The sequence below is a fragment of the Streptomyces similanensis genome (genome assembly GCF_039543625.1).
GTDB classification, from domain to species: domain Bacteria; phylum Actinomycetota; class Actinomycetes; order Streptomycetales; family Streptomycetaceae; genus Streptomyces; species Streptomyces similanensis.
Genome location: NZ_BAABKC010000084.1, coordinates 17,489 through 31,120, shown reverse-complemented (window position 1 = coordinate 31,120; position 13,632 = coordinate 17,489). Strand labels below are relative to the sequence as shown.

General features: G+C 75.2%; 14 protein-coding genes. 4 read left to right on the top strand and 10 right to left on the bottom strand.

Annotation, left to right across the window (positions count from 1 at the left end):
- Positions 1 to 115 precede the first annotated feature (115 nt).
- The 4 genes from ABEB07_RS26430 to ABEB07_RS26415 form a co-directional block, all read right to left on the bottom strand.
- A complete protein-coding gene (locus ABEB07_RS26430) occupies positions 116 to 550 on the bottom strand; it encodes a GNAT family N-acetyltransferase (RefSeq protein WP_345670598.1) in 435 nt (144 codons plus the stop codon).
- A gap of 160 nt (positions 551 to 710) precedes the next feature.
- The gene (locus tag ABEB07_RS26425) at positions 711 to 1,598 is read right to left on the bottom strand and encodes an LLM class F420-dependent oxidoreductase (RefSeq protein WP_345670597.1); all 888 of its coding nucleotides are present in this window, start codon (positions 1,596 to 1,598) and stop codon (positions 711 to 713) included.
- Positions 1,599 to 1,644: 46 nt separating this feature from the next.
- Positions 1,645 to 4,212, bottom strand: a complete 2,568-nt coding sequence (locus tag ABEB07_RS26420) for an ABC transporter permease (RefSeq protein ID WP_345670596.1) — start codon at positions 4,210 to 4,212, stop codon at positions 1,645 to 1,647.
- A gap of 5 nt (positions 4,213 to 4,217) precedes the next feature.
- Entirely contained in the window at positions 4,218 to 5,171 is a 954-nt protein-coding gene (locus ABEB07_RS26415) for an ABC transporter ATP-binding protein (protein ID WP_345670595.1), read from the bottom strand.
- A 221-nt stretch (positions 5,172 to 5,392) separates the two neighbouring features.
- Between ABEB07_RS26415 and ABEB07_RS26410 the strand changes: the two genes are divergently transcribed.
- Together ABEB07_RS26410 and ABEB07_RS26405 are read left to right on the top strand one after the other, a co-directional pair.
- Positions 5,393 to 5,644, top strand: coding sequence for an antitoxin (locus ABEB07_RS26410; RefSeq protein WP_164587346.1), 252 nt, complete (start codon positions 5,393 to 5,395; stop codon positions 5,642 to 5,644).
- Between the two features lie 4 nt (positions 5,645 to 5,648).
- Positions 5,649 to 6,023 carry a fic family toxin-antitoxin system, toxin component gene (locus ABEB07_RS26405; protein ID WP_164587347.1) on the top strand — a complete coding sequence of 125 codons (375 nt, stop codon included), beginning with the start codon at positions 5,649 to 5,651 and terminating at the stop codon, positions 6,021 to 6,023.
- A gap of 58 nt (positions 6,024 to 6,081) precedes the next feature.
- On the opposite strand, the gene ABEB07_RS26400 is transcribed toward ABEB07_RS26405, so the two are convergent.
- The 4 genes from ABEB07_RS26400 to bioB all read right to left on the bottom strand — a co-directional run bounded on the left by ABEB07_RS26400 (position 6,082) and on the right by bioB (position 10,195).
- Complete coding sequence (locus tag ABEB07_RS26400) at positions 6,082 to 6,777, bottom strand: class I SAM-dependent methyltransferase (protein ID WP_345670593.1); 696 nt, start codon at positions 6,775 to 6,777, stop codon at positions 6,082 to 6,084.
- A gap of 95 nt (positions 6,778 to 6,872) precedes the next feature.
- Entirely contained in the window at positions 6,873 to 7,601 is a 729-nt protein-coding gene (gene bioD / locus ABEB07_RS26395) for a dethiobiotin synthase (protein ID WP_345670592.1), read from the bottom strand.
- 1 nt (position 7,602) lies between these two features.
- A complete protein-coding gene (locus tag ABEB07_RS26390; protein ID WP_345670591.1) occupies positions 7,603 to 8,901 on the bottom strand; it encodes an adenosylmethionine--8-amino-7-oxononanoate transaminase in 1,299 nt (432 codons plus the stop codon).
- Entirely contained in the window at positions 8,894 to 10,195 is a 1,302-nt protein-coding gene (gene bioB, locus ABEB07_RS26385) for a biotin synthase BioB (RefSeq protein WP_345670590.1), read from the bottom strand. The genes ABEB07_RS26390 and bioB overlap by 8 nt, the downstream gene beginning before the upstream one ends.
- Positions 10,196 to 10,342: 147 nt before the next feature.
- Between bioB and ABEB07_RS26380 the strand changes: the two genes are divergently transcribed.
- Positions 10,343 to 11,470, top strand: a complete 1,128-nt coding sequence (locus ABEB07_RS26380; protein ID WP_345670589.1) for an 8-amino-7-oxononanoate synthase — start codon at positions 10,343 to 10,345, stop codon at positions 11,468 to 11,470.
- A 63-nt stretch (positions 11,471 to 11,533) separates the two neighbouring features.
- On the opposite strand, the gene ABEB07_RS26375 is transcribed toward ABEB07_RS26380, so the two are convergent.
- A complete protein-coding gene (locus tag ABEB07_RS26375; RefSeq protein ID WP_164589880.1) occupies positions 11,534 to 11,764 on the bottom strand; it encodes a DUF397 domain-containing protein in 231 nt (76 codons plus the stop codon).
- 27 nt (positions 11,765 to 11,791) lie between these two features.
- Entirely contained in the window at positions 11,792 to 12,652 is an 861-nt protein-coding gene (locus tag ABEB07_RS26370; RefSeq protein ID WP_176148108.1) for a helix-turn-helix domain-containing protein, read from the bottom strand.
- Between the two features lie 278 nt (positions 12,653 to 12,930).
- Here ABEB07_RS26370 and ABEB07_RS26365 point away from each other — a divergent pair, with 278 nt between their 5' ends.
- The gene (locus ABEB07_RS26365) at positions 12,931 to 13,377 is read left to right on the top strand and encodes an ATP-binding protein (protein ID WP_345670588.1); all 447 of its coding nucleotides are present in this window, start codon (positions 12,931 to 12,933) and stop codon (positions 13,375 to 13,377) included.
- Positions 13,378 to 13,632: the final 255 nt, after the last annotated feature.

The following is a 13,632-nucleotide window of genomic DNA, read 5'->3' as shown; positions in this document are numbered from 1 at the left end:
GGGGATCGCGCGACGGTGCTCACCGGGAGGCACGCCCATGGGCGGACGCTCACAACCTTTCATGGAGGGCCGAGTGCTCCACCCAGGGTAAAGGATGGGCAAAGAAGCCGGTAGATCAGTCCGTCCGGGCGGTCAGCGGCTTCACCCAGCGCCGCCAGTGCTCCTCGGGCGCGTACCCGGCCGCCCGCCAGGCGTGGTGCGCCCGCTCGTTGCCGGTGAGCACCATGGCGTCCCCGCGCCGCCCGCCCAGCCGCGCGAACCGCTCCTCGGCGGCGGCCAGCAGCGCCGTGGCGATGCCCTGCCGGCGGCGGCCGGGGTGCACCGCGAGCCGGTACAGGTGGCAGCGCCAGCCGTCGAAGCCCGCGATGACCGTGCCGACCAGGTCCCCGGTGTCCTCCGCCAGCAGCAGCGCCCCCGGGTCGCGGGCCACCAGCCGGGCCACTCCGTCCCGGTCGTCGCTGATGCTCGTGCCCTCCGCGGCCGTCCGCCAGAAGGCCAGCACCGCGTCGATGTCGTCGCCGGTCGCGGGGCGTATGCGCAAGTCCCTCATGCGGGGATCCCATCACGCGGGCCGAGCGCGGAACGGGAATTCCGGCATCCGGACACGAGGACCCCACCGGCCGCCGCCACCGCACCAACACCGCCGGGACCGGCCCCACCGCGCCGCCGCCACGACACGCCCGCCCCGCCCCGGCGCGGCCGGCGCCCAATCACGCCTCGCGCAGCGCCGCCATCACCGGCGCGAACGTCTCCATGTCCGGCTCCAGGACGGTGAGGTAGGAGAAGCCGAACCGCTCGCGCTGGGCCCGCACCCGCGCGACGATCCCGTCCAGCGTGCCGACCAGCACGATGGGCAGCGTCAGCGCCTGGTCCAGGGTCAGCTGCGGCTGGCGCTCCAGCAGCGGCCCCAGCGCCGCGGCGGGGTCGTCGGTGACGGCGACGGTCTGGATCAGCAGGTTCAGCTCGGCCGGTTCCGCGCGGTCCGCCGCGTACTCCCGGTACCGGGCCACCCGCTCCGCCAGTTCGTCGGCCGTCAGCGGGGCGAGCCCCGTGGGGCTGCCGGCCGACGGACGGGCTCCGGTGAACGCGGCGATGTCCGCGTGCCGCGCGGTCAGCCGCAGCATCCGGTCGCCGTTGGCGCCGATCAGCAGCGGGATGCGCGGCCGCTGCGCCGGTGCGGGCCGGTGGCCGGGGGAGCCGAGCAGCCGCTCCAGCTCCTGCACCGTGCGCCGCAGGTGGTCCACGCGTTCGGCCGGCGAGCCGAACGGCAGCCCGGCGCTCTCGTGCTCCTCGCGTACGTACCCGGTGCCGAGCCCCAGTTCCAGGCGGCCGTCCGTGAGCGCGTCCGTCGTCGCCGCCTCGCGGGCCAGCAGCGCGGGACGGTGGAAGCCGGCGTTGAGCACGAACGTGCCCACCCGGGGCCGCTCGGTGGCCTGCGCCGCCGCCACCAGCGCCGGGAACGGCGCGACCCAGCCGAGATGGTCGGGCACCAGGAGCACGTCGTAGCCGAGTTCCTCGGCCCGCCGGCACTTGGCGCGCCACTCGGCGGCGGACCCGGGATTCAGCAGGTTGATTCCGAAGCGGAACGGTCGCGGCATGAACTCTCCCAGGAATCAGCGCAGTTGAATACCTCGCGCGATTCCATCACTCGTGCGCGATCGCCGCCAGCACGTTCATGCGCGAGGCGCGCAGGGCCGGCAGCAGGGCCGCCACCACCCCCACGGCCGCCGCCCCGGCCACCACCGCGACGATCGTGCCCCAGGGGAACGCCAGCGCCGTCATGCCCTCAAGGGCCAGCACCCGCTGGACGCACACGCCCCACAACAGTCCCAGCGCCAGCCCCAGGACCGCGCCGAACACCGCGATCACCACCGACTCCAGCCGGATCATCCGGCGCAGCTGCCGGCGGGCCAGCCCGATCGCCCGCAGCAGCCCGATCTCCCGGGTCCGCTCCACCACCGACAGGGCGAGCGTGTTCACCACGCCGAGCACCGCGATGACGATGGCCAGCCCGAGCAGCGCGTACACGAGCCGGAGCAGCACCGCGATCTGGTCGTGCACCAGCTTCTTGTAGTCGGCCTGGTCGCGGACCTGCACGTTCGGATAGGGCGCGAGGGTCTTCTCCAGCCGGGCGCGCAGCGGGCCGGCCCCGGTGCCGGGAGCGGCGTTCACGTACAGGGCGGAGTCCAGGCCGCCGGGCGCGTACCGGTCGAGCGTGCCGAGGCCGAGGAGCAGACCGCCCTTGAGGCCGAACGCCTCCGCCTGCTCCTGGTCGGTCAGCGCGGCCACCGTCAGCCGGGCCCGGCGGCCGCCCTGGAACTCGGCGGGCAGCACGCTGCCGATCCGCACGCCGTGCGTCCGGGCGAAGCCCGCGTCCATGGCCAGGTGCCCGGGGGCCAGCGCCGCCGCCGTGTTCCCGGCCGCGTACTTCAGATGGGACACGGCGTCCAGCCGGGGGCCGTAGCCGGAGGCGGCCGTCTCCACCCGCCCGCCGTCCGGCAGTCGGACCGCGATCGCCGCCAGCCGCTGCCGTACGACCACGCCCGTGCCGGCGGTGGCGCGGACCCGGTCGCCGATCTCCGGGGAGAACGGGATGTAGGTGCGGTTCTGCACGATGTAGTCGGCGCCGAGCGTCTGGTCGATCCGGCGGTCCACCGACCGGGTCATGGAGGCGCCGGCCACGGCCATCCCGCCGACCAGGGCCAGGCCCACCGTCAGCGCCGCCGCCGTCGCCCCGGTCCGGCGCGGATTGCGCAGGGCGTTGCGCTGGCTCATCCGCCCGACGGAGCCGAACAGCGCCGGGAAGGCGCCGCCCAGCACCCGGATCAGCGGGCGCGCCAGCAGCGGCCCGGCGACCACGGTCGCGATCAGGGTGAGCACGACACCGGCGCCCAGCAGCGCGACGGCGGGCGCGGTCCTGGTCGCGACGGCGCAGCCGGCGAGCGCGCCCGCCCCGGCGGCGCCGACGACGGCGCCCGCGAGCGCCCGCGTCCGCAGCGGCCGTCCCGTTCCGGAGACCTCGGCGTCGGCGAGCGCCGCCATCGGGGAGACGGCCGCCGCGCGCCGGGCCGGAAGACCGGCCGCGAGGAAGGTGACGCCGACGCCGACGGCGTACGCCGCGACGGGCGTCGACCAGCCGATGACCATCCCCGCCGATCCCAGCCGCACGCCGAACGTGCCCACGAGCCGCATGAGACCGGCCGCGAGCCCGATCCCGGCCGCCAGACCCAGCGTGGCGCCGGTCAGGCCGAGCAGCAGCGCCTCGATGTGCACCGAGCGCCGCACCTGCCCGCGGTCGGCGCCCAGAGCGCGCAGCAGGCCCAGTTCGCGGGTGCGCTGGGCGATCAGCATCGAGAAGGTGTTGACGATCAGGAAGACGCCGACGAGGACCGCGATCCCGGCGAAGCCGAGCATCACGTACTTGATGACCTTCAGGAACCCGCCCAGGTTCGCGGCGGCCGACTTGGCCTGCTCGGCGGCGGTGCGCACGTCGTACGTCCCGGCGCCCAGGGCCGCGCCGACGCGCCGCTTCAGCTCGGTGTCGGTGACGCCGCCGGCCGCGTCGACCGAGATGCCGGTGGCGCGGGCGGTGGAGCCGAGGAGCTTCGCCTGCGCCGTCGGCGTGTCCAGGAAGACCAGGGCCGAACCGGGGTTGGTGGTGGTGAAGGCGGCGATGCCGGCCACCCGGACCCGGAACGTGCCCGTGGGCGCCTGCACCGTCAGCACGTCGCCGATCCGCACTCGGCGGCGCCCGGCGGTGTCCGCGTCCAGGACGGCCTCGCCGTCGCCGTGCGGGGCGTGACCGGAGGTCAGCCTGACGCCGCTGCGCCCGGTGGCCTCCCAGCCGCGGGCGATGGTGGGGGCGCCGGTGGTCGGTCCGACGGGCTGGTTCCGGCGGTCGACGACCACCACGTTCTCGACGACCGCGTCCACGTGGGCGGCCGCCACGCCGGGCACCTTCGCCAGCCGGCCGGCGAGCGAGGCGGGCAGGGTCCGCACCGCGCCGGTCCGCACCGGCGGGGCGAGATCCCGCCGGGGGGCCACCGTCACATCGGCGGCGGTGGAGGCGAAGAGGCGGTCGAAGGTGCGGGTGACGGTGTCGGAGAAGATCAGGCTGCCCGCCACGAAGGCCACCGACAGCACGACGGCCAGGCCCGACAGCAGCAGCCGCCCCTTGTGCGCGAGGAAACCGCGCAGAGTCGCCCTGAGCACGCCGGTCAGGCCTCCTCTGCGACGGCGTCGCAGACCCGCGTGAACCGGTCGTCGGACGTCCGGCGCAGGATGCCGGGGCGGCCGACCGGGGCCGGGCCGCCGGGCTGGTCCCCGTCCTGGGCGAACCGGCGCATCCGGGCGAGCACCGCCTCCGCCGTCGGGTGCTCCCGCTCGTCCACGATCCGTCCGTCCGCGAGGAAGAGCACCAGGTCGGAACGGGCCGCGGCGTTCGGGTCGTGGGTGACCATGACGACCGTCTGGCCGAGGCGGTCGACGGCGTCCCGCAGGAAGCCAAGCACCTCCGTGCCGGCCCGCGAGTCCAGATTGCCGGTCGGCTCGTCGGCGAAGATCAGCTCGGGGCGCGCGGCGAGCGCCCGGGCGCAGGCCACCCGCTGCTGCTGGCCGCCGGACAGCTGCGCCGGCCGGTGCCCCAGCCGGTTCCCGAGGCCCAGGGTGTCGACGACCTGGTCCAGCCACTCCCGGTCGGGGGCGCGGCCCGCGATGTCCATCGGCAGGGTGATGTTCTCCAGCGCGCTGAGCGTGGGGATCAGATTGAACGACTGGAACATGAACCCGATACGGTCCCGGCGCAGCCGGGTCAGCTCGCGGTCCTTCAGACCGGTGATCTCGGTGCCGCCGATCCACACCTGACCGGCCGAGACGGTGTCCAGTCCCGCCAGGCAGTGCATCAGGGTGGACTTCCCGGAGCCCGAGGGGCCCATCACGGAGGTGAACCGGCCGCGCGCGACGTCCACGTCCACCGAGTCGAGCGCCAGCACGGCCGTCTCGCCCGCCCCGTACGCCTTGGTCAGCCCGCGGGCGCGGGCCGCGACCCGGTCCGAGTCGTCCGGCGCATCCGGCGCGTTCGGTCCGTCCGGCCGTGTCCGGTCCGGTGCCGCGGCGTGTGCGGACACGGCGGCCTCCTCGGTGCTCCCGCGACCCTGAACGTCCTGGCTCATGAGACTTTTGTCCCCCGTCGAGCGTAATGTCAGCGCGCACGCGACCGGTATCCCCCGTGCGGCCGAACCGCGGTCCCACAGCGGGCCGGTCCGGATCCGGCCCCGTCCGGCCCCGTCCGGCCTGGTCGCCGCCCTGGGGGCGCGCGCCGCCACGGTGGGCGCTCCCGGTGCGCGAGCTGTGCGCCTTGCCCGTGCTAGCGGACCGGCGCTAGCGTCGAGGTATGGCGAAGACCCAGCTGAACGTGAGAGTGGACGAGGGCACCGCCCGTGCCGCCCGGGAACGCGCGCTCGCCCGCGGCATGAGCGTCAACCGCTACATCGAGGAACTGGTCCGCCAGGACACGGGGGAGGTCGGCCACACCTTCGTGGAGGCCGCGGCGGACTTCATGAAGAGTTACGAGAACGTCTTCGCCGAGGAGTTCGGGACGGACCGCGAGGGCCGCCGCGCGCACCGGAGCGAAGGCCGTCACTGATCCCTTGAACGATCTCAGAATCGACCTCGCCTGGCTGCTCATGCTCGCGGAGCGGATGACGCCCGGGGACCCCCAGGTCACCGACTGGGGCGCCCTCGTCGCCGCCGTGGCGCGGCACCGGGCCGAGATCTTCGACGTCCCCGTCTACGACACCCCGCACGCGCGGGCCGCCGCGCTGCTCCAGCTCCTCGTGCACGTCCCCGCGCTGGAGCGCTCCAACGCGCTGTTCGCCTCCGCGGTCGCCTACGCCTACCTGGTCGCCAGCGGTCTGAAGGTCGTCACCTCGCCCGAACAGGTGCGCGATCTGGCCCGGCTGGTCAAGAGCGGCGAGGCGTCGGTGGACGACATCGCGCGCGAACTGCGCCAGTGGAGCCTGTGACCGGCCGGCCACGCCCCCTTCCGGCGACGATCCGACGATCCGCCGGCCGGCCGGACGGTCAGGTGGCCCCGTCCGCGGCCGGCGGCCGCCAGGCGGCGCCGAGCGAGCAGTACGAGGCCGGCAGGACGGGCCCCGTAGGCGGCACCAGCACCCGCCGGTAGGGGCCGAGCCGGAACCCGGCGTCGCGCAGGGCGGCCACCGGATCGCGGGCCGGACGGCAGCCGCCGCTCAGCAGCGGCCACACCGTGCGGTCCAGGGCGCGCTGGGTGAGGGCCATCGCCCGGCCGCCGCCCCTGCCGTGCTCGAAGAACCGCACCTCGCCGCCCGGCCGCAGCACCCGCCGCACCTCGGCCGGCGCCCGCGGCACGTCGCGCACGCCGCACAGCACCAGCGACAGCACCACCGCGTCGTAGGCCCCGCTCTTGACCGGCAGCGCCTCCGCGCAGCCCGGCACCACGTCGACCGGCACCTCGGCGCGCAGCGCCGCCGCCACCGCCCTGCGGCGCAGCAGGCGCTCCGGTTCCACCGCGACGACCTCCGAGACGGCGCCCGGGTAGTGCGCGAAGTCCAGCCCGTTCCCGGCGCCGATCTCCAGCACCCGCCCGGACAGCCCGGTAAGCAGTCGCTCCCGCACCCCGGCCACGCCCATCCGGGTCTCCGCCGCCACGCTGAACACGGCGTAGCAGCGCGCGAACAGCGGATGGCGGACGGGATCGGGCGGCATCGTGCGCGAGCCGGTGGACCGTAGCGGCATGGCTGCCTCCGCGAGCGCGAGCAGGACGGGCCCGCGGCGAGTCTCCCCCCGCGCCGGCCCGGCCACACGCGCGGCCCCGCGAAGGGCGCCGTCGGTTACGCGAACGGCGGCGGCGCCTCCCGCACGGTGAACGCCGCCGCGTCCCACCGGCCGCCGAGGCGGGGCGCCAGCCAGTCGAGCGCGGCCGTCCGGAAGGCGTCGGGCGCCAGCGCGCCGGCCCCCTCGGGCAGCGCGCCCAGCAGCGGCGCGCCGGCCACCTGCGGCAGGTCGGCGATGTTGCAGCGGTCGGCGAGATCCGGCTCGGCGGGCCAGCTGCCGATCACCACGCCGAGCAGGTCCAGCTCGCGCGAGCGCAGCTCACGGGCGGTCAGCTCGGTGACGTTCAGGGTGCCGAGCCCGGCGGTGGCGACCACCAGCACCGGCGCCCGCAGCAGCTGCGCCGCGTCCGCGAGCGTCCCGCCCGCCTCGTCGAACCGTACGAGCAGCCCGCCCGCGCCCTCGACCAGCACGAGGTCGTGCTCGGCGGCCAGCCCGGCCGCGGCCTCGGCCACCTCCTGCGGGCGCACCGGCGGCCGGCCGGACCGCAGCGCTGCCGTGCCGGGCGCCAACGGCTCGGGATAGCGGGCCCCCTCGGTCCAGGTCACCGGACCGGCCAGCCGCACCACCTCCGCGCCGTCGCCGCGCTCGTGCGGGCCCACGCCCGTCTGCGCGGCCTTCAGCACGGCCACCGACCGGCCGGCCGCCGCGGCCGCCGCCGCGACGGCCGCCGTGGTGACGGTCTTGCCGACCTCCGTGCCCGTGCCCGTGATCACCAGTACCGGCATCTCATCCCTCCCGCGCCGCCGCGCACACCGCGCGCGCGATCCGCGCCACGTCCACGTCGCCCGTGACGTACGGCGGCATCGTGTACACCAGGTCCCGGAACGGCCGCAGCCACACGCCCTCGCGCACGGCGGCCCGGGTCGCCGCCGCCATGTCCACCGGGTGGTCGAGCTGGACCACGCCGATCGCGCCGAAGACCCGTACGTCCGCCACCCCGGCCAGTTCCGCCGCCGGGGCCAGTCCCTCGCGCAGGCCCGCCTCGATCCGCTTGACCTCCGCGCGCCAGTCCTGGCCGAGCAGCAGTTCGATCGAGGCGCACGCCACGGCCGCCGCCAGCGGGTTGCCCATGAACGTCGGACCGTGCGCCAGCACCGGCACCTCGCCGCGGGAGATCCCGTCGGCCACCCGCGCGGTGCACAGCGTCGCCGCCATCGTCAGATAGCCGCCGGTCAGCGCCTTGCCCACGCACATCACGTCCGGGGTCACGGCCGCGTGCTCCGCCGCGAACAGCGCGCCGGTGCGGCCGAACCCGGTCGCGATCTCGTCGAACACCAGCAGCACGTCGTGCGCGTCGCACACTTCGCGCAGCACCCGCAGATACGCGGGGGAGTGGAAGCGCATGCCGCCCGCGCCCTGCACCACCGGTTCGACGATCACCGCGGCCAGCTCGTCCGCGTGCCGTTCGACCAGATCGCGCAGGTGGGCGGCGTACGCCTCCTCGTACCCGGCCGGCGGGGCGTCCGCGAAGACCTGGCGCGGCAGTGCGCCGGACCACAGCTCGTGCATCCCGCCCTCGGGGTCGCACACGGACATCGGCTGCCAGGTGTCGCCGTGGTAGCCGCCCCGCCAGGTCAGCAGCCGCCGCTTGGCCGGGCGGCCGAGCGAACGCCAGTACTGGAGGCACATCTTGACGGCGACCTCGACCGACACCGAGCCGGAGTCGGCGAGGAAGACGTGTTCGAGACCGTCGGGCGACATGTCGACGAGGAGCTTCGCCAGGCGGACGGCGGGCTCGTGGGTGAGCCCGCCGAACATCACGTGGCTCATCCGCTCCAACTGCGCGCGGACGGCCTCGTTGAGCACCGGGTGGTTGTAGCCGTGGATCGCGGCCCACCACGAGGACATGCCGTCGACCAGCTCGCCCGAGCCGTCCGCGAGGCGCAGCCGTACCCCGCTCGCCGACTCCACGACGAGCGGTTCCTGACGGCCGGGCATCGGACCGTACGGGTGCCACACGTGTCGCCGGTCCAGGTCGAGCAGCCCGGCGACACCCGGTCCGTGCGGGGCGGAAACCTCAGGCATTGGGCGCGAGGTCCGTTCCGGCGCCCCGGCGGCGCACCGTCACCAGGTCCGTGCGGGGCTCGCCGGCCTTCGGCTCGGCGGCCGCGGGGACGGTCTCGGGCGCGCCGGCGGAAGCGGGGGCGGTCTCGGGCGCGGCGGAACCGCAGACGCCCGCGCCGCCGTGCGAGCCGCACCCGGCGTCCGCGTGCGAGCCGCAGCCCGCCCCCTGGTGGGTCCCGCACCCGGCGGCGCCCTCCGGCGCCCCGTCGGCCGCTGCCGCCGCGTGCGCACCGCAGCCGCCGCCCTGCTCCGACCGGTGCTGAGGCAGCGTCACCTGGCCGGCGCCCTCCACCTCGAACCCGGCGTCCGCGATCATGTCCAGGTCCGCCTTGCCGGCCTGGCCCTCACTGGTCAGGTAGTCGCCGAGGAAGATGGAGTTGGCCAGGTGCAGCGCGAGCGGCTGCATGGAGCGCAGATGCACCTCGCGGCCGCCCGCGATCCGGACCTCCACGTCCGGGCAGACGAACCGCACCATCGCGAGGATGCGCAGGCACCGCTGCGGGGTCAGGTTCCACTCCTTGGCGAGCGGGGTGCCCTCGAACGGGATCAGGAAGTTCACCGGAACCGAGTCGGGGTCCAGCTCGCGCAGCGAGTGGACGACGTCCACCAGGTCCTCGTCGCTCTCGCCCATGCCGGCGATGAGCCCCGAGCAGGCCGACAGACCGGCCGCGTGCGCCTTGTGCACCGTGTCCACCCGATCGGCGTACGTGTGCGTCGTGGTGATGTCGCCGTACGTCGACTCGGAGGTGTTCAGGTTGTGGTTGTAGGCGTCGGCACCGGCCGCGCGCAGCCGCTCCGCCTGGCCGTCGGAGAGCAGCCCGAGGCAGGCGCACACCTCGACGCCCTCGTTCTGGTCCTTGATGGCCTTGATGGTCTGCGAGACCCGGTCCACGTCCCGGTCCGTCGGACCGCGCCCGCTGGCCACCAGGCACACCCGCTTGGCGCCGCCGGCCAGCCCCGCGGCGGCGGCCTCGGAGGCCTGGTCGGGCTTGAGCCAGGTGTACTTCAGGATGTCGGCCTTCGAGCCGAGCCGCTGCGAGCAGTAGGAGCAGTCCTCGGGGCACAGGCCGGACTTGAGGTTGACGAGATAGTTGAGTTTCACCCGCCGCCCGAACCAGTGGCGGCGCACCCGGCCGGCCGCCGCCACCACGTCGAGCAGGTCTTCGTCGGAGGTGGCCAGCACGGCCAGAGCTTCCTCGCGGGTCGGCAGTTCGCGCCGAAGCCCCTTGTCCACCAGCGTGTTCAGCAGGTCCATGAAAGCCGATCCTGGCCTACCGGACGGCCCGGGGCCAAGGAGACTTCGCACAACAGACGCGGATCGACGTGTGGGTATCGCCACACCATGGGCGGCCGGTCGTGCCGCTAGGGTCTGTCCACTGCCTACAAAAGCCCCGGAGGAACCATGGCGTTCGGCTGGATCGACGAGCAGGCGGACGCGCGCCGCCGCGCGGGGCTCGTACGGACCCTGCGTCCCCGGCCCGCCGACTCGCCCCTGCTCGATCTCGCGAGCAACGACTACCTGGGCCTGTCCCGCCATCCCGAGGTGACCGAGGGCGCGGCGCGCGCGGCGCGCACCTGGGGCGGCGGCGCGACCGGCTCCCGGCTGGTCACCGGCACCACCGAGCTGCACACCGAACTGGAGCGCGAACTGGCTCGGTTCTGCGGCGTCGAGGCGGCGCTCGTGTTCTCCTCCGGCTACGCGGCCAATCTCGCCGCGGTCACCGCGCTCGCCCCGCACGGCTCGCTGCTCGTCTCCGACGCGGGCAACCACGCCTCGCTCATCGACGGCTGCCGGCTGGCGCGCGCCACCACCCAGGTCGTCGCCCACGCGGACCTCGAGGCCGTCCGCAAGGCGCTCGGCACGCACGAGGGTCCGGCGGTCCTGGTCTCCGACACGGTCTTCTCGGTCGACGGCGACGCCGCCCCGCTGGCCGCCCTCGCCGAGGTCTGCCGGGAGCGGGGCGCCGGGCTGCTCGTCGACGACGCCCACGGCCTGGGCGTCCTCGGCGACGGCGGCCGCGGCGGCGCGCACGCGGCGGGCCTGGCCGGGGCCGACGACGTCGTCGTGACGGCCACGCTCTCCAAGTCCCTCGGCAGCCAGGGCGGAGTCGTGCTCGGACCCGCCCGGGTGATCGACCATCTGGTCAACGCGGCCCGCACGTTCATCTTCGACACCGGCCTCGCCCCGGCCGCCGCGGGCGCGGCGCTGGCCGCGCTGCTGCGGCTGCGCCGCGAGCCGGAGCGCGCCCGCCGGGCGCGCGCGGTCGCGGACGACCTGCACGCGCGCCTGACCGCCGCGGGTCTGGAGGCGGTGCGTCCGGACGCCGCGGTGGTCTCGGTGCGCGCGCCGTCCGCGGACGGCGCCGTGCGGTGGGCGGCCGACTGCCGTGCGGCGGGCCTGGTGGCGGGCTGCTTCCGCCCGCCCTCCGTGCCCGACGGCATCTCACGGCTCAGGCTGACCGCCCGCGCCGACCTCACCGGTGCGCAGATCGAACGCGCGGTGCGGGTGATCGGCGAGACACGACCGTGAGCCGGCGTGGCACGACCATGGGCCGGCCTGGCACGGTCGTGCGCCGCCGTCGGCGGGGTGCGGTCAGAAGCGGTGCGCCGCGGCCGTGAAGTCCGCCCAGCTGCCGGGCGAGAAGAGCAGCGCGGCCCCGGCCGGGGCCTTGGAGTCGCGCACGGCGAGCAGTCCGGCGCCCGGCCCCGAGGCCGGTCGGGCGGTCTCCACACAGTTGTTCGCCCCCGTGCTGTAGCTGCTGCGCAGCCACCGCACGGCGTGGAGATCGGCGCTGGAAGGTACGTGCCGCGGCGGAGCGGACATGGTGCCTCCTTGTTCGGTCGCGCGCCCTCACCTGCTCTGGCGCAGCCCGGCGATGAAGTCCGACGAATCCTCGGCCGACAGGGCGTGGAACCGAAGAGCGTCGAAGGCCTCGGTATAGGCCTCCAGGTCTTCTTTCCGATCGAGGTGGAGGCTACTCGTCAAGTGGTCGAGAACGACCACATCCAGATCAGTAGTGTGAGAAAAAGAGAAGATGACGAAAGGGCCGGTGACGCCGATGTGCGCCCCGGCCGAGAACGGCAGCACCTGCAACCGCACCTGGGGCAGGCGCGCCGCCTCCACCAGCCGCTCCAGCTGACGCGCCATGACCTCCGGCCCGCCCACCTCCCGGTGCAGTACGGCCTCGTCCAGCACCGCGTTCAGCTCCAGCGGCGGGTCGGCCCGCAGGACGTGCTGCCGGGCCAGCCGCACCTCCACCAGCGCGTCCAGACGCTCCTCGTCGAGTCCGTCCACGGCGGCCCGGGTCACCGCGCGGGCGTACTCGGCCGTCTGGAGCAGCCCGGGCACGACCGTGGTCTCCAGGGTGCGCATCGCGGTCGCCTGCGACTCCAGGCTGATGAAGTCCCGGTAGGTGGGCGGCAGTACGCCGCGGTAGGCGTGCCACCAGCGGTGCCGGCCGTCGCCGTCCTCGGAGCCCGCCAGCGCCAGCAGCAGCCGGCGCAGCTGCGCGTCGTGGACCGCGTAGGCGTCCAGCAGCAGCCGTACATCGGCCGGTTTCACCCCACTGGTGCCGGTCTCGATCCGGCTCACCTTCGACTGGTGCCAGCCCACCAGCCGGGCCGCCTGCCCGCTGGTGAGACCCGCGCCGGCGCGCAGCGTGCGCAGTTCGGCGCCCAGCTTGCGGCGGCGCACCACGGGACCGTGCTGCATGGCTCTCCTTACTCCCCAGGGCGCCCCGCGACGGACCGCGGCCACCCGCGCCGCCCCGGGCGGGACCGGTTCCCGGTCGGCTCGGCGCGCGCCGTCGCACACGGTCGGCCGTCGCAGAGTTCACCGCTTCGAGCGACAGATATATGCATATCTCGGTGGATCGCCACCGGGACCCGTGCGGTGATGGCAGTCTGACGGCGAAGCACCAGTCCGGGACCGTACTCGAACCATCCGCTCCGTGTCGGACCACGGCCCCGTGGGAAAGGGACGACATCGCCATGGCAGATCTCCTGGAAGCATCCGTCACTCTGCCGAGCGATCCCGCCTCGGTGGCCGCCGCCCGCGCCTACGCGGTGGGCACCCTCGTGGAGTGGGGCCTGCCGGCCCGGGCCGAGACCGCGGACACCGTGCGGCTCATCGTCTCCGAACTCGCCACCAACGCCGTCCAGCACACCCTGGGGCAGTCGCCCACCTTCACGGTCGACCTCGCCCTCGAACGGGACGAGCTGCTGCGCATCGGGGTCACCGACAGCCATCCCCGGTTCCCGAAACGGCTGCCGGCCGCCGTCCAGCAGGACAACGGCCGGGGCATGGTGATCATCCGGTGGCTCGCCGCGGAGTGCGGCGGCAGGCTGAGCGTGCGCCGCACCCGCGAGGGCGGCAAGACGGTCTGCATCGAACTCCCGTGGACGCCCGGCGCGCAGGAAGCGCCGCCGGCGCGCTGAGCGCGACGGCGGCCGCGCGACGGTCCACGCCCTGCGCCCGCTCCGGGCCACGCCGCCCGGCCCGCGTTCCCCGGCGCACGGACGACGGCTCGCGGACGGCGGACGCACGAGGGCCGGTCCGGCTCGGCGGGCACCGGTGGGTGCCGTGCGGCGGCGGCCGACGGCCCGGGACCGTGACGGCACGGGCGGCCGCGGCAGCGGATTCCCGCGACGGCGACGGCGACCGCGACGACGACCGCGGCGGCTCGTGGCCGC

Excerpts from the sequence above, each read along its gene's own strand:
- ABEB07_RS26430 (WP_345670598.1), bottom strand. The coding sequence starts at position 550 with ATGAGGGACTTGCGCATACGCCCCGCGACCGGCGACGACATCGACGCG.
- ABEB07_RS26425 (WP_345670597.1), bottom strand. The coding sequence starts at position 1,598 with ATGCCGCGACCGTTCCGCTTCGGAATCAACCTGCTGAATCCCGGGTCC.
- ABEB07_RS26415 (WP_345670595.1), bottom strand. The coding sequence starts at position 5,171 with ATGAGCCAGGACGTTCAGGGTCGCGGGAGCACCGAGGAGGCCGCCGTG.
- ABEB07_RS26410 (WP_164587346.1), top strand. The coding sequence starts at position 5,393 with ATGGCGAAGACCCAGCTGAACGTGAGAGTGGACGAGGGCACCGCCCGT.
- ABEB07_RS26400 (WP_345670593.1), bottom strand. The coding sequence starts at position 6,777 with ATGCCGCTACGGTCCACCGGCTCGCGCACGATGCCGCCCGATCCCGTC.
- bioD (WP_345670592.1), bottom strand. The coding sequence starts at position 7,601 with ATGCCGGTACTGGTGATCACGGGCACGGGCACGGAGGTCGGCAAGACC.
- ABEB07_RS26390 (WP_345670591.1), bottom strand. The coding sequence starts at position 8,901 with ATGCCTGAGGTTTCCGCCCCGCACGGACCGGGTGTCGCCGGGCTGCTC.
- bioB (WP_345670590.1), bottom strand. The coding sequence starts at position 10,195 with ATGGACCTGCTGAACACGCTGGTGGACAAGGGGCTTCGGCGCGAACTG.
- ABEB07_RS26380 (WP_345670589.1), top strand. The coding sequence starts at position 10,343 with ATGGCGTTCGGCTGGATCGACGAGCAGGCGGACGCGCGCCGCCGCGCG.
- ABEB07_RS26375 (WP_164589880.1), bottom strand. The coding sequence starts at position 11,764 with ATGTCCGCTCCGCCGCGGCACGTACCTTCCAGCGCCGATCTCCACGCC.
- ABEB07_RS26370 (WP_176148108.1), bottom strand. The coding sequence starts at position 12,652 with ATGCAGCACGGTCCCGTGGTGCGCCGCCGCAAGCTGGGCGCCGAACTG.
- ABEB07_RS26365 (WP_345670588.1), top strand. The coding sequence starts at position 12,931 with ATGGCAGATCTCCTGGAAGCATCCGTCACTCTGCCGAGCGATCCCGCC.